This window comes from Cupriavidus sp. 01L45, from assembly GCF_056399885.1.
On the sequence record NZ_JBFTSG010000078.1, the window covers coordinates 22,108 to 35,427 of the forward strand.

General features: G+C 62.8%; 10 protein-coding genes and 1 other RNA gene. 6 read left to right on the top strand and 5 right to left on the bottom strand.

The features are described from left to right. Positions 1-25 precede the first annotated feature (25 nt). From hisC to gyrA, 5 genes are all read right to left on the bottom strand, one after another. The gene (gene hisC / locus AC1DT6_RS36525) at positions 26-1,141 is read right to left on the bottom strand and encodes a histidinol-phosphate transaminase (protein WP_441631157.1); all 1,116 of its coding nucleotides are present in this window, start codon (positions 1,139-1,141) and stop codon (positions 26-28) included. A 91-nt stretch (positions 1,142-1,232) separates the two neighbouring features. Then, positions 1,233-2,372 (bottom strand): prephenate dehydratase, encoded by a 1,140-nt coding sequence (gene pheA / locus AC1DT6_RS36530; protein ID WP_035860282.1) that lies wholly within the window; start codon positions 2,370-2,372, stop codon positions 1,233-1,235. 99 nt (positions 2,373-2,471) lie between these two features. Further along, positions 2,472-3,632, bottom strand: a complete 1,161-nt coding sequence (gene serC, locus AC1DT6_RS36535; protein WP_441631160.1) for a 3-phosphoserine/phosphohydroxythreonine transaminase — start codon at positions 3,630-3,632, stop codon at positions 2,472-2,474. Between the two features lie 122 nt (positions 3,633-3,754). Continuing rightward, a complete protein-coding gene (locus AC1DT6_RS36540; protein ID WP_035860275.1) occupies positions 3,755-4,318 on the bottom strand; it encodes a DUF2059 domain-containing protein in 564 nt (187 codons plus the stop codon). Between the two features lie 81 nt (positions 4,319-4,399). Next, positions 4,400-7,096, bottom strand: a complete 2,697-nt coding sequence (gene gyrA / locus AC1DT6_RS36545; protein ID WP_477115405.1) for a DNA gyrase subunit A — start codon at positions 7,094-7,096, stop codon at positions 4,400-4,402. 457 nt (positions 7,097-7,553) lie between these two features. Between gyrA and ompA the strand changes: the two genes are divergently transcribed. The 6 genes from ompA to AC1DT6_RS36575 all read left to right on the top strand — a co-directional run bounded on the left by ompA (position 7,554) and on the right by AC1DT6_RS36575 (position 12,444). Next, the gene (gene ompA, locus AC1DT6_RS36550) at positions 7,554-8,210 is read left to right on the top strand and encodes an outer membrane protein OmpA (RefSeq protein ID WP_441631164.1); all 657 of its coding nucleotides are present in this window, start codon (positions 7,554-7,556) and stop codon (positions 8,208-8,210) included. A 110-nt stretch (positions 8,211-8,320) separates the two neighbouring features. Next, complete coding sequence (gene ubiG, locus AC1DT6_RS36555) at positions 8,321-9,070, top strand: bifunctional 2-polyprenyl-6-hydroxyphenol methylase/3-demethylubiquinol 3-O-methyltransferase UbiG (RefSeq protein WP_477104637.1); 750 nt, start codon at positions 8,321-8,323, stop codon at positions 9,068-9,070. Between the two features lie 2 nt (positions 9,071-9,072). Next, on the top strand, positions 9,073-9,744 hold the full coding sequence (gene gph, locus AC1DT6_RS36560) for a phosphoglycolate phosphatase (RefSeq protein ID WP_441631168.1): 672 nt from the start codon (positions 9,073-9,075) through the stop codon (positions 9,742-9,744). Between the two features lie 91 nt (positions 9,745-9,835). Next, positions 9,836-10,194, top strand: a transfer-messenger RNA (tmRNA) gene (gene ssrA / locus AC1DT6_RS36565). A 173-nt stretch (positions 10,195-10,367) separates the two neighbouring features. Further along, entirely contained in the window at positions 10,368-11,612 is a 1,245-nt protein-coding gene (locus AC1DT6_RS36570; protein ID WP_477115406.1) for a tyrosine-type recombinase/integrase, read from the top strand. 229 nt (positions 11,613-11,841) lie between these two features. Next, entirely contained in the window at positions 11,842-12,444 is a 603-nt protein-coding gene (locus AC1DT6_RS36575) for an AbiU2 domain-containing protein (RefSeq protein WP_477104635.1), read from the top strand. The last annotated feature ends 876 nt before the right edge of the window (positions 12,445-13,320 follow it).

The following is a 13,320-nucleotide window of genomic DNA, read 5'->3' on the forward strand; positions in this document are numbered from 1 at the left end:
GCACCAGCTGGCGAAGGCGCGGCGCCTACTTGAGCGCCCGTTCCAGCGCGGCGATGAAGGCCGCGTTTTCCTCAGGCAGGCCGATGGTCACGCGCAGCCATTGCGGCAGGTTGTAGTTGCCCACCGGACGCACGATCACGCCCTGCCTGAGCAGCGCCAGGTTGACGCGCGCGCCGGCGCCGTCGTCCTGGCCCACGCGCACCAGCACGAAATTGCCTGAAGATGGCACGTACTGCAGGCCGAGCCGGTCGAAGGCCGCCACCAGTTGCGCCTTGCCGGCACGGTTGCGTTCCGCGCTGCGCTTCAGGAAGGCCGTGTCGGCCAGCGCCGCCACCGCAGCGGCCTGCGCCAGGCTGTTGACGTTGAAAGGCTGGCGGATGCGGTTGAGCAGGTCGGTCAGCGCCGGCTGCGCGACCGCATAGCCGATGCGCAGGCCGGCCAGGCCATAAGCCTTGGAGAAGGTGCGCGAAACCAGCAGGTTCGGATACTTGCGGACCCACGCCACCGAGTCGTACTGCTGCGCGTCATCCAGGTATTCGTTGTAAGCCTCGTCCAGCACCACCACGACATCGGCCGGCACCTTGGCCAGGAAAGCCTCGATGGCCGCCGCCGGCAGGAAGGTGCCGGTCGGGTTGTTCGGGTTGGCGATAAAGATCAGGCGCGTATCCGGCACGATGGCGGCGGCCATGGCGTCGAGATCGTGCCCATAGTCACGGGCCTTGACCTCGATGGCGCGCGCGCCGATTTCCTGCGTGGCCAGCGCATACACCGCAAAGGAATGCTCGGCGTAGATGACCGACTCGCCCGGCTTCACCAGCGCGTGCGCGGCGATTTCCAGGATGTCATTGCTGCCGTTGCCCAGCGTGAGCCAGTCGGCCGGCACATCGAAACGGGCCGACAAGACAGCCTTCAGTTCGAAACCGTTGGCATCGGGGTAGCGGCCCAGGTCGGCGACGGCGGCGGCGATGGCCGTCCTGGCCGACTCGGGCATGCCGAGCGGGTTCTCGTTCGAGGCCAGCTTGACGATGGCGGACTCGTCCAGGCCGAATTCGCGCGCCACTTCGGAAATCGGCTTGCCCGCCACGTACGGAGAGATCGCCCGCACATACTCGGGACCGAACTGCTTGCCTTGCTCTGCCATCCTGGCTCCTTGGTGATCGTCTTTCGCGGATCGCGATCCGCGATCGCCGATCCGTTCTTCGGTCTGGCTGCCGCCCGGGCGGCAAGCCTTGCTATCGGCTGGACGGGTATGAACCCAGCACTTTGAAGTAAGCCGCGTTACGCCGGAGTTCTTCCAGTGCCCGCGCCACCGAGGCATCGTGCTGGTGCCCTTCCACGTCGACGTAGAAGTAGTACTCCCACGCGCCGCTGCGCGCCGGGCGCGACTCGAAGCGGCACATCGACACGCCGTTGTCGGCCAGCGGCGCCAGCAACTGGTAGACCGCGCCAGCCTTGTTGGGCACCGACAGGATCATCGAGGTCTGGTCGCTGCCCGAGGGCTCGGTCTCGTAGCGCCCGATCACCGCGAAACGCGTGCGGTTGTGCGGATCGTCCTGGATGTGCGTGCGCACCAGATGCAGGTGATAGCGATTGGCGGCGGACTCGCCGGCGATGGCCGCCACGGTGGGATCTTCGCTGGCCATGCGCGCCGCTTCCGCATTGCTCGATACGGCCTGGCGCTCCAGATGCGGGTAGTTGGCCGTTAGCCAGTGCTGGCACTGCGCCAGCGCCTGCGCGTGTGCGCGCACCACGGTCACGCCCTTCATGTCCGGCGACGACGCCATCAGGTTGTGATGCACCTTCAGCGCGATTTCGCCGCTGATTTTCAGCGAGGTCTGCAGGAACAGGTCCAGCGTGCGGGACACCGCGCCCTCGGTGGAATTCTCCACCGGCACCACGCCGTACTCCACGGTGCCGGCCTCCACCGCGCGGAACACCTCGTCGATGCTCGGGCACGGCACGCCGCTCACCTCGTGGCCGAAATGCGCGTACAGCGCCTGCTCGGAGAACGTGCCAGCGGGGCCCAGGAAAGCAACTTCAAGCGGCTTTTCCAGGCCGCGGCAGGCGGACATCACCTCGCGCCAGATCGCCGCCACGCTGTCGTCGAGCAGCGGGCCGGGATTGGCGCCCTGCACCTTGCGAATCACCTGCAGCTCGCGTTCCGGACGGAACACCGGCGCGCCATACTTCTTCTTGACCTCGCCCACATCGAGGGCGAGTTGCGCACGGCGATTCAACATTGCCAGCAGTTCGCGGTCCAGCTTGTCGATCTGCTCGCGCAACGGCGTCAGTTCGACGCCCAGCGCCTTCTCGGCCGCGCCATTGTCCGGCTGCGCCTCCTCCTGCGCGATGTCTTTGTCTTGATTTGTCATTGTATGAATCCGCTACGCCACGTCATTGCGAAGTGGCCCTGGAAAAAACCGAATCGGCACAGGGCGGCAGCGCCAGGAGACGCCGCCGCAAACGAAGGATCAGGCCGCGGTGCGCTCGAAGTCGCGCATGTACTCGATCAGGGCGGCGACGCCCTCGAGCGGCATGGCGTTGTAGAAGCTGGCACGCATGCCGCCGACGGACTTGTGGCCCTTGAGCTGTACCAGCCCCCTGGCGCGCGCACCGGCCAGGAAGGCATCGTTGCGCGATTCGTCAGCCAGGAAGAACGGCACATTCATGCGCGAGCGGCAGCTCGGATCGATATCGTTGCGGTAGAACGCGCTTTGATCCAAGAACTCATAAAACGCGTGCGCCTTGGCGATATTGCGTTGCTCGATCGCATCCACGCCGCCCTGCGCCTTGAGCCACTTGAAGACCAGCCCGGCGATGTAAATGGAATAGGTCGGCGGCGTGTTGTACATCGAGTCATGCTCGGCCACCAGGCGCCAGTTGAAGGCGGTGGGGCAAAGCGGATGCGCATGGCCCAGCAGGTCTTCGCGCACGATCACGATGGTCAGGCCGGCCGGCCCGATATTCTTCTGCGCGCCGCCGTAGGCCACCTGCACGCGCGACCAGTCGACCGGGCGCGACAGGATGTGGCTGGAGACGTCGGCCACCACCACCGGCCCGCCGTCGCGGTGCTGGCCGATATCGGGCACGTCCTGGAACTCGACACCGACGATGGTCTCGTTGGTGCACAGGTGTACATAGGCGGCATCGTCCGACAGGTTCCAGTCGGACACATCCGGGATACGCACGAATTTTTGCGCGGTGCTGGAGGCCGCGATATTGACCTCGCCATAGCGGCGCGCCTCCTGCTCGGACTTCACCGACCACGTGCCGGTGACAACGAAGTCCGCCTTGGGGCGTTCCGCTTTCAGGCGAGACATCAGGTTGAGCGGCACGATGCCGTTCTCGCCAATGGCACCGCCCTGCAGGAACAGGATGCGGAAATCTTTCGGCACGTGCAGCAACTCGCGCAGGTTCGCCAGCGCTTCTGCCTGGATCCCCTCGAACTCGCGGCTACGGTGGCTCATCTCCATCACCGAGACCCCGGTACCGTGCCAGGACAGCATCTCGTCGGCCGCCTGCAGCAACACTTCGGTCGGCAGGGCCGCCGGACCGGGCGAGAAGTTATAGACACGCTCGGCCACGGCGCGCTGCATCATGGCGGCAAGTGCTGGATTCTGGGGTTCGTTCATGGATCGGGATGGAAATGAAAAATGGCTGCCGGTGTTACCCAAGCAGCCATTATCCATCAAACCCGCGCCAGATAGGGGAGCCGGGGATAGTGCCCCGTACGCCCCACCGGCCCGCCGGCAAATTACTTCGAAGCGGCGGCGATTTCCTTCTCGGCTGCGTCGCGCATCGACTTGCCAACCTGCGGGCCGTACTTCTGCATCATCGAGCCCCAGATTTCCTGCGTAGCCTTGCCTTGGTTCGCCATGAACTTCTGGCCCGTGGGCGACTTCAGGAACGTGGTCAGATCCTTGATTTCCTGAGCGCTGTAGTATTTGGCGAAGGCGTCGTAGTGGGCCTTCATGGCGTCGCTCTTGAAGCCATCGGTGGTGAACGCCGTACCGGCGCCGTCCACCATGCGCTGCACGGCGCCATTCTTCTTGAGCTTGTCGACGGCGGCTTGCTTCTGCTTGTCGTTGAGCGTCTTGTTCTCGACCAGTACCTGCTCCAGAACCATGGGCGCTTCCTGCTTGGCGCCCTGCTGCCAGTTCTCGGCCTGGCCCTTGACGGCCTGGTCGGCCTGCATCACGGTCAGGAGCTCCTTGATGGCAGCGGTCTTGTCCGCATCCTGGGCATGCGCCGCGTTGGCCAGCATCATGGCCGGCACGAAGGCAGCCAGAACAGCGATACGTCGATAGGTTTTGAACATTGTGACTCCCTGGTAAATATGTCCGTTTTAGTCCCGCAGCCGGCAATCGAGTTCCGGCTATCGGGTCAATGTTGCAACAACTTACGAATTGGATCCCGTGTCAGGGGTGCCAGCCTCGGTGCCGTCCTGCGCACCTGCCCCCGGCTCTCCCTCGGCAGCAGCATCGGCCCCATCGAGTTCTTCACCCGCCACACCGTTGTCGGCGTCGCTTTCGACGATTCGCTGCAGGCCGGAAAGCTTGGTGCCTTCGTCCACGTTGATCAGGGTCACGCCTTGCGTGGCGCGGCCCATCTCGCGGATTTCAGATACGCGCGTACGGATCAGCACACCGCCGGTCGTGATCAGCATGATCTCGTCTTCCGGCGACACTAGCGCGGCAGCCACCACCCGGCCATTGCGCTCGCTGGTCTGGATCGCAATCATGCCCTTGGTGCCCCGGCCGTGTCGAGTGTACTCGGCGATCGGGGTACGCTTGCCATAGCCATTTTCGGTGGCGGTCAGCACACTGCCCACCGCTACGTCCTGCTCGCTGGTCTCGGCCGGTGCCACCAGCATGGCGATCACGGTCTGGCTTTCTTCCAGGTTCATGCCGCGCACGCCGCGCGCCTGCCGGCCCATCGGGCGCACATCGTTTTCATCGAAGCGCACTGCCTTGCCGGAGTCCGAGAACAGCATCACATCGTGCTGGCCATCCGTGACGGCGGCGCCAATCAGGTAGTCGCCCTCGTCGAGATCGACAGCGATGATGCCGGCCTTGCGCGGGTTGGAGAACTCGGTCAGCGCCGTCTTCTTCACGGTGCCGCGCGCGGTGCCCATGAAGATGAAATGCTCGGCGTCAAACTGGCGCACCGGCAGGATGACGTTGATCTTCTCGCCGTCAGACAGCGGGAACATATTGACGATCGGCCTGCCGCGCGAGTTGCGCGACCCCTGCRGCACCTCGTACACCTTCAGCCAGTACAGCCGGCCGCGGTTCGAGAAGCACAGGATGTAGTCGTGCGTGTTGGCGACGAACAGCGTGTCGATCCAGTCGTCTTCCTTGGTGGCGGTCGCCAGCTTGCCCCGCCCGCCGCGCTTCTGCGCCCGGTACTCGGAGATCGGCTGGCTCTTCATATAGCCGCTGTGCGACAGCGTGACCACCATGTCCTGCGGCGTGATCAGGTCCTCGGTATCCAGCTCGGTCGCATTGAGCTCGATATGCGAGCGGCGCAGGTCACCGAACTCCGCGCGGATGGCGGTCAGCTCGTCGGTGATGATGGTGCTGATGCGCTCCGGCCGGGACAAGATATCGAGCAGGTCGGAGATGACCGCCATGACGTCCCGGTATTCCTGGACGATCTTGTCCTGCTCCAGGCCCGTCAGGCGCTGCAGGCGCATCTGCAGGATTTCCTGGGCCTGCGAGTCGGACAGGCGGTACAGGCCGTCGCCCTGCATGCCGAAGATGGCTGGCAGGCCGTCGGGGCGGTAGGAAGCGCGGCCGCCCGGCGTGTCGCCTTCGGCGCGTGCCAGCATCTCGCGCACCAGGCTCGAATCCCACGCCTTCGCCATCAGCCCTTGCTTGGCGATGGGGGGCGTAGGCGCTGCCTTGATGATGGCAATGAACTCGTCGATATTGGCCAGCGCGACCGCCAGGCCTTCCAGCACGTGGCCACGCTCGCGCGCCTTGCGCAGCTCGAACACGGTGCGGCGGGTGACGACCTCGCGCCGGTGCGACAGGAAGCACTCCAGCATCTGGCGCAGGTTCAGCAGGCGCGGCTGGCCGTCGACCAGCGCCACCATGTTCATGCCGAAGGTATCCTGCAGCTGGGTGTGCTTGTAGAGGTTGTTCAGCACCACCTCGGGCACTTCGTTGCGCTTTAGCTCGATCACCACGCGCATGCCGGACTTGTCGGACTCGTCGCGGATATCCGAGATGCCTTCGACCTTCTTGTCCGTCACCAGCTCGGCAATGCGCTCCAGCAAGGTGCGCTTGTTGACCTGGTAGGGCAGCTCGTCGACGATGATCGCCTGGCGCTGGCCACGATCGATATCCTCGAAGTGCGTCTTGGCGCGCATGACGACGCGGCCACGGCCGGTGCGGTAGCCTTCGCGCACGCCCTGGATGCCATAGATAATGCCCGCGGTCGGGAAATCCGGCGCCGGAATCAGCTCGATCAGCTCGTCGACCGTGGCTTGCGGATTGCGCAGCAGGTGCAGGCAGCCGTCGACCACTTCGTTGAGGTTGTGCGGCGGGATATTGGTGGCCATGCCCACCGCGATACCCGACGATCCATTAATCAGCAGATTAGGGATGCGCGCCGGCAGAATCAGCGGCTCATTCTCCGAGCCGTCATAATTCGGCCCGAAATCGACAGTTTCCTTATCGATATCGAGCAACATCTCGTGGGCGATCTTGGACAGGCGGATTTCGGTATAACGCATGGCTGCCGCGTTATCCCCGTCCACCGACCCGAAATTACCCTGGCCATCGACCAGCATGTAGCGCAGGGAGAAATTCTGCGCCATGCGCACGATCGTATCGTATACAGCAGTGTCGCCGTGGGGGTGATACTTACCGATCACATCCCCTACGATACGCGCCGATTTCTTGTACGGCCGGTTCCAGTCATTGTTAAGCTCATGCATCGCATAGAGCACACGCCGATGTACCGGCTTCAAGCCATCCCGGACATCGGGAAGCGCGCGCCCTACGATCACGCTCATTGCGTAATCGAGATAAGAGCGGCGCATTTCCTCTTCGAGGGAGACCGGAAGGGTTTCTTTGGCGAATTGATCCATTGCGGCGTGGGTTATCCGGCGAATTTAAACAGAAGGCCCCCAGGTGAATCACCATTCGCCAAGCGGCGTCCGGCAGTAGGGCAACGTGGCATTCTAACATGCGCCGCTGCCCTCCCCCGCAGCCGCCTCCCCCCCCTCCAAAGGGCCTTTGACGACGCCGGGAAACGACGAGAAAGGCCGCTGCGAAAATCCTGCAAGCCCGGCCAGACAAGGGTTTGCGGGCATCGCAAGAGCCATGTTGCACAAACACCACAGGCCCAAAACCCATTGGTGGAATCGAATATATTTACTTCTTAGGAAACGACCCTTGTGGCACAATTCCCCAGCGAAGAGCCAGACATTGTTCGAAGTGGAGCATACACCGCATCGAGAATGTTATACTCCGAAGAATGTATGACTTGTTTCCGTCCATTTGCTCGCAGTAACCCTGCGGTGATCTCATCCTGAGAGGAGAAATATGAAAAAATTTGCCAAGCTCGCGCTCGTTGCAGCTACCGCAGTAATGGCTGCATCCGCTCAAGCCCAGTCCGTCCCCTACGAAAAGAAGGCTGTGAACGATAACTGGGGCAACGGTACGAGCGAGTACGTGTGGAAGAACGGCACGAACGAGCTCTGCTGGCGCGACAGTTCGTGGACCCCGGCCACCGCCAACGCACTGTGCGACGGCGCCCTGGCTCCGGCGGCCGTTCCGGTGGCACCGCCCGCAGCGGTTGCTCCTCCGGTTGTTTCCAGCGAAAAGGTCACTTTCGCTGCTGACACCCTGTTCGACTTCGACAAGGCTGTCCTGAAGCCGGAAGGCAAGGCCAAGCTGGACGACCTGACCTCCAAGCTGTCCGGCATCACCCTGGAAGTGATTATCGCAGTTGGCCACACCGACTCGTTCGGTTCGGACAAGTACAACGATCGCCTGTCGATCCGTCGTGCTGAAGCCGTCAAGGCCTATCTGGTCAGCAAGGGCGTGGAAGCCAACCGTGTGTACACGGAAGGCAAGGGCAAGCGTCAGCTGAAGGTTGACCCGAAGTCGTGCAAGGGCAACCGCAAGGCGCAGATCGCCTGCCAGCAGCCGAACCGCCGCGTGGAAGTCGAAGTGGTCGGCACCCGCAGCGCACGTTAATCGGATCCTTTCCGATGAAAAAAAGCCCAGCGCGAGCTGGGCTTTTTTTTTGATACAGTGGCTGCATACTTTCCGCTCTCGCGCCGCCGCCTGGCCGCGCGCCAAAATCCATGACGCAGATCTCCCCTCCGCACCATCCCACCGTTGAAACCACCCAGCTCGGCAGGAATGCCGATGCCCGCGAAATCGACAAATTCAGCGAGCTGGCCCACCGCTGGTGGGACCCGGAGAGCGAGTTCAAGCCGCTGCACGAACTCAATCCCTTGCGGCTCGGCTGGATCGACGGCATTGCCGCGCTCGAGGGCAAGCAGGTGGTCGACATTGGCTGCGGGGGCGGCATCCTCGCCGAAAGCATGGCGCGAACCGGCGCCACGGTGCGGGGCATCGACTTGTCCACCAAGGCGCTCAAGGTCGCCGACCTGCACAGCCTGGAGTCAGGTGTCCCGGTGACCTATGAAGAAATCGCTGCCGAGGCGCTGGCTGCCCGCATGCCTGCCGGTTTCGACGTAGTGACCTGCATGGAAATGCTGGAGCACGTGCCGGACCCGCAGTCGATCGTGCGAGCCTGCGCAACCCTGGTACGGCCGGGCGGGCATGTGTTCTGCTCCACCATCAATCGCAATTTCAAGGCCTATATGCTGGCCGTGGTCGGCGCCGAGTACGTACTCAGGATGCTGCCGCGCGGCACGCATGACTACGACAAGTTCATCACGCCGTCTGAGCTCGCGCGCTATGCGCGCAATGCAGGGCTTGAACTCGTCGAGATGCGCGGCATGAGCTACAACCCGCTGACCCAGGTCTACTCGCTGGGCAAGGACACCGATGTGAATTACCTGATGGCGTTTCACCGCCCCGCCTGAATATGCGCACCTACGACGCAGTCTTCTTCGATCTCGACGGCACCCTCGCCGACACGGCCCCGGATCTGGCCGCGGCAGCCAACCGGCTGGTCACCGAGCATGGCCGCCCTCCCGTGGCGTACGAGCAACTCCGTCCGGTCGCTTCGCACGGCGCCCGTGGACTGATCGGCGCGGCCTTTGGCAAGAGCCCGGCCGACCCTGAGTTTCCCGGCCTGCGAGACACGTTCCTGGACTATTACGAGGCCGACATCGCGGTGCATACACGCCTGTTCGATGGCATGGCCGAGGTCCTGGACGCGCTGGAAACCGCCGGCATCCGCTGGGGCATCGTCACCAACAAAATCACCCGCTTCACCGCGCCGCTCGTCGCCGCCATCGGCCTGGCGCCCCGCGCCTCGGCGGTGGTCAGCGGCGATACCACGGCGCACGCCAAGCCCCACCCGGCACCGCTGCTCCACGCGGCTGACATCAGCGGCGTGGCGCCCGAACGCTGCGTGTATGTCGGCGACGACCTGCGCGACATCCAGGCAGGCAAGGCCGCCGGCATGATCACGATCACCGCCGCCTATGGCTACTGTGGCGATGGCGAACCGCCCGAGGCATGGGGCGCCGACTACCTGGTGCGCCACCCAAGCGAACTGATCGCGCTGCTGGCTCCGGCGGGAGCGCGCTGAGGTCGGAAAGGCTCCCTGGGAACCCGCCAACACGTCGGGCCTCCAACGGAGTACAATCTCAGTTCTTGACACTGTTCACACAGTTCACGCAGGGGCCGACCTGGTTTCGACGTGGGTTACAAAGCAGTGGAGGGCATACCGAGGACCCGTCACCTCGTTAATCAATGGGAATGCAATAACTGCTAACGACGAACGTTACGCACTGGCCGCTTAATTGCGGCCGTCCTCGCACTGGCTCGCTGGCGGGCTAGAGTCGCAAGACTACGCGAGGTCATATACGCCAGATAAGCCCTGAGTGAGTCACGAACCCAGGGACGAAAATCTAGTGACTCGCCGTTGTAGAGCGTGTTCGTCCGCGATGCACCGGTTAAATCAAATGACAGAACTAAGTATGTAGAACTCTCTGTGGAGGGCTTGCGGACGCGGGTTCGATTCCCGCCGGCTCCACCAAATACTAGTTTCAGGTTAATCCTGGACGTTCCAAAAGCCCGGTATATCCGGGCTTTTTCTTTGGTTTCGCGGGATTTAGCGTCCCATACGGTGCCGGGGCATTTCTTTACAGCCCAAGCATTTTGGGGGTAACTTTCGGGGTAGCTTGTTACCCCCAAAATAGTTACCCCCAAATGCCACTCACCGACACCGCCATCAAGAACGCCAAGCCAGGCGAGAAACCCGTCAAGCTGTACGACGCTGACGGCCTGTTGCTGTGGGTTGCCCCCAGCGGCGGCAAGTGGTGGCGACTCAAGTACCGGCTCGGGGGTAAGGAAAAGATGCTTTCCCTTGGCACATACCCCGAGGTGGGTTTGCGTGAAGCCCGCGAGCGCCGCGACGAGGCCCGCCGGCGGCTGGCTGATGGCATCGACCCCAGCGCCCACCGCAAGGCGGCCAAGAGCACCAAGGCACTGCGTGAGGCCAATAGCTTCGAGCTGGTCGCGCGCGAGTGGCACGCCAAGTACGCAAGCACCTGGTCAGCCAGCCACGGCGTGCGCATCCTGCGCCGCTTAGAAGCCAACGCCTTCCCCTGGATCGGCGGTAAGCCCACGGCCGACCTCAAGCCAGCCGACGTGCTGGAAGTGCTGCGGCGGGTGGAGCACCGCGGCACCCTGGAAACCGCTCACCGCCTACGCGACAACATCGGCCAGGCGATGCGCTACGCCGTGGCCACCGGCCGGGCTGAGCGAGATATCACCGCCGACCTGCGGGGCGCCCTGCCGCCGGTACAGAAACAGCATTTCGCGGCGATCACCGAGCCCACTAAGGTAGGCGAGTTGCTGCGCGCCATCGACGGCTATAGCGGCACTTTCCCCGTTACGTGCGCCCTCAAGCTCGCCCCCCTCCTGTTCCAGCGCCCCGGCGAACTGCGCCTGGCCGAGTGGCCGGAGTTCGACCTGGACAGTGCCACGTGGGAAATCCCGGCTGGCCGCATGAAGCGGACCAAGCAAGGCAAGGCCGAGGGAGCGGCGCATATCGTGCCGCTGCCGAGTCAAGCGGTAGCCATCCTCCGCGAGCTGCACACCTTGACCGGCACCGGCCGCTATGTGCTGCCTGGCGTTCGCTCGCCCAGCCGCCCCATGAGCGACAACACCATCAATGCCGGACTAYGGCGCATGGGCTACGACAACGAGACCATGACGGGCCACGGTTTCCGGGCCATGGCACGCACCATACTGGACGAAGTCCTAGCCTTCCCGCCGGCCATCATCGAGGCGCAGCTCGCGCACGCCGTCAAAGATCCGCTCGGCCGTGCGTACAACCGCACCGCGCACCTGCCGCAGCGACGAGACATGATGCAGCGATGGGCCGACTACCTGGACGAGCTGAAGCGAGGGGCACAGATCCTGTCCTTTGGCGCTGACCAAGCGGCATAGGTTGGGGCTCCCGCCGAGCACCAGGCGGACATACCGGGCGCCAGATCCCCAAATAGGGTCGAGCACCTTGACCCTAGCCGCTCCCCTAATCGAGGCTGGATTTTGACCCCCGCGCGGCGGCGGCCTAAGCGGCCGTTTTGCCCGCCCCCCTTGCATCGCGAGCCGCGCCAGCCCACCAGGTCTATGAGATAGTTTGAGGAATTCCATATACCAGCGTTGAACCGAACCAATGAGCGCACACACGATAACGCAACGCCTAATTGAAGAAGGCATCGCAGCCAAGGCGCACTTCCAAGTCTGGTGGGCACTCGATAATCTGGCGAGACCCAAGTATCTACCAACGATGAACGACCTGAGTTACGTTGACTTCTTTCATGCGTCGGGTTCTGGGCACTTCAAACTGTTCTTCATCGCACTGTCAAAGATCTTTGATCGTGACAACCGCGTCGCTGGCATAAGCCAGCTCAAGAGCGCGCTGCGGTCGGAAGGACGTTCGCAAAGCGCACTTCGTATCGAGACAGCGCTGAAACCGCTGGCACCTAGGATCAAGCGAGTTCTGAAGATTCGCAACCAGTCTATTGCCCACAACGAGTACGCGTTACCTCGAAAGAAAGTCTACGAAACCAATGGAATCACCCCAAATGAAATAAGGGAGATTATCAACGTGGTCTGTGGCGCGATAAACGAGACCGCAAGGGAGCTGGGAATTAACAATACGATCTTCGAAAGCGACCGCCTCGAGCGGGCAACTCTCGCCTTGCTTGGCACGCTTGAGAAGGGGCAGGCAAGACCCGACACAAACCAGCGCGAGGACGAACACACCAGGCAGTGACCAGGAAATTAACTCACCCTAGGTGGCATTTTTTTTCTAGAAAACAAGCGGCCTGAACCTTTGCCGCACAGCCGAATCCATCTACCTACTAGTCGGTAATTAATTCACCCTAGGAGCCCTTTTGTCTAGAGAACGAATGCGGTGCGAATGACCCCCATGAGATCGCCCCCCGGAAGGACCCGCGTGCGCCAGACCACACCCAGAGCGGCACTACCCCGCCTAGGGCGGGAGGTGCCGAGCACCCCTGCTAGATGCCATTCACATTTCCTGATTGACTAGACGACATCCCGACACAATTCCGTCGATCAACTTGGAAGTCATTTTCAAAACATGGTGACAGTGGTGACACCCTGTGGATAAGTTCGGCAAGCCGCTCTAGATCGACGGTTTGCGCGTCACCAGAAACAGCTGGTGACGCGGGTCCCGAGCTGGTGACGCTGGTGACAAGTGGCACCAGGCCTGACAATAAATCAACGGTTTCCGGGCGACTGCGAGCGCCAATATGCCGAACAAACCGGCCGCTACAACTATTCAGATTTTTTCAATAAACAACCCTCTAAAGCCCCGCCGCTGCCCCTCGACCTATTGGAGCTAGGCTCAATCGGTCCATTTTGTCGCGCGGATAGAGCCTCCACCAGGCCGCCACCGCCGCACCGCAAAGGCGCTCACGCTACAGGCCACCACGGCACGCATGAGGAGGCATAGGGCGTCACCACCTGGTCGACATCGAGCGGCGAGCCTGCGGCCCGCTGCGGGCGTTACCGGTGCACCACCGCCCGATCTATCGTGATGATGGACGGCGCTGCCGCGCCGGGTGGCAGGCCGCTGGCATCGAGCGGTAGACACGCCGCCGGCACGCGTGTCTTGGAGCTGGCC

Coding starts and splice junctions, on each gene's coding strand:
- AC1DT6_RS36575 (WP_477104635.1), top strand. CDS start 11,842: ATGAGCGCACACACGATAACGCAACGCCTAATTGAAGAAGGCATCGCA.
- gph (WP_441631168.1), top strand. CDS start 9,073: ATGCGCACCTACGACGCAGTCTTCTTCGATCTCGACGGCACCCTCGCC.
- pheA (WP_035860282.1), bottom strand. CDS start 2,372: ATGACAAATCAAGACAAAGACATCGCGCAGGAGGAGGCGCAGCCGGAC.
- AC1DT6_RS36540 (WP_035860275.1), bottom strand. CDS start 4,318: ATGTTCAAAACCTATCGACGTATCGCTGTTCTGGCTGCCTTCGTGCCG.
- hisC (WP_441631157.1), bottom strand. CDS start 1,141: ATGGCAGAGCAAGGCAAGCAGTTCGGTCCCGAGTATGTGCGGGCGATC.
- serC (WP_441631160.1), bottom strand. CDS start 3,632: ATGAACGAACCCCAGAATCCAGCACTTGCCGCCATGATGCAGCGCGCC.
- ompA (WP_441631164.1), top strand. CDS start 7,554: ATGAAAAAATTTGCCAAGCTCGCGCTCGTTGCAGCTACCGCAGTAATG.
- ubiG (WP_477104637.1), top strand. CDS start 8,321: ATGACGCAGATCTCCCCTCCGCACCATCCCACCGTTGAAACCACCCAG.